General features: G+C 61.9%; 1 protein-coding gene. It reads left to right on the top strand.

Annotated elements, in window-relative coordinates:
* Positions 1 to 17 precede the first annotated feature (17 nt).
* The coding region (locus AC07DW_RS34665) for a TrbL/VirB6 family protein (protein ID WP_478861558.1) at positions 18 to 1,044 on the top strand (1,027 nt) is incomplete at its 3' end.

The following is a 1,044-nucleotide window of genomic DNA, read 5'->3' as shown; positions in this document are numbered from 1 at the left end:
GATCGAGGAAACAGCCCATGTCTTTGTCATGGACGACCGCCGCCGCACTCGCTCAACTGTTCGACGGATTGAGCGCGCAGTTCGACAGTCTCGGCCAGTGGGTGTTCTTCAAGCTCATCTTCGATCATCTCGACCACGAGATCGTCGTATTCCGCGACAACATGATGCACCGCATGACCAGCGTCATCGGCGCCATCGCGGCCACGCTGGCGACGATGTGGATCGTGACCCAAGGGTATCGCATCATGACCGGCCAATCGCGCGAGCCGATGATGAGCCTGCTGGTCAGCTCGCTGCGCGTGTTCCTGATCCTGACCGCGGCCACCTCGGCGACGTTCGTGACCGGCAGCATCCACACCACGCTGAGCCACGACCTGCCCAGGGCCATCGGTAACATCGTCACCGACAGCGACAAGGACCCGGCCGAAGTCATCGACAGCGGACTGACCAACATGCAGTTGGCCATGGCCGCGATCGATGCCCTGCCTGCGCTGGACAGCCCCGCGATCAAGGACGACAAGGACCGCGCACTGCTGATGACCGGCATCGGCGTCGCCGGCCCGGCCGTGATCGGCGGCGCGCTGCTGATGATGTACAAGTTCGCCATCGCGCTGTTCATCGGCTTCAGCCCGTTGTTCATCCTCAGCCTGATGTTCGAGCGGACCAAATCCATGTTCGCCCGCTGGCTGCAGTACGGCCTGGGCACGATGTTCTCGATGGCGGTGCTGAGCTTCACCGTGACCGTGGCGATGAAGATGGTCGCTGCCGTGGCGGCGAGCTTCGCCACTCAGTATCTGACGATGATGGCACTCGGTGCCGGTGACTCGCCGGGGGTGAACACGATGGCGCTGCAACAGGGCGGCTTGGGGATTTTCCTGACCGTCTTGATTCTTTCGGTGCCGCCGATGGCTTCTAGCTTTTTCCAAGGCGCGTTGGGGAACTTCATGCATTACTCGGCGTTTGGGGCTAACACTGCGCCTACCAAACCTGAAGCGCCCGGGAACTCTGCCCCACCCCAACAACCGCGACTTCCAGATCAAAACC

It is taken from the genome of Streptomyces sp. NPDC045701, from assembly GCF_056432045.1.
This window is presented reverse-complemented; position numbering and strand designations above follow the sequence as displayed.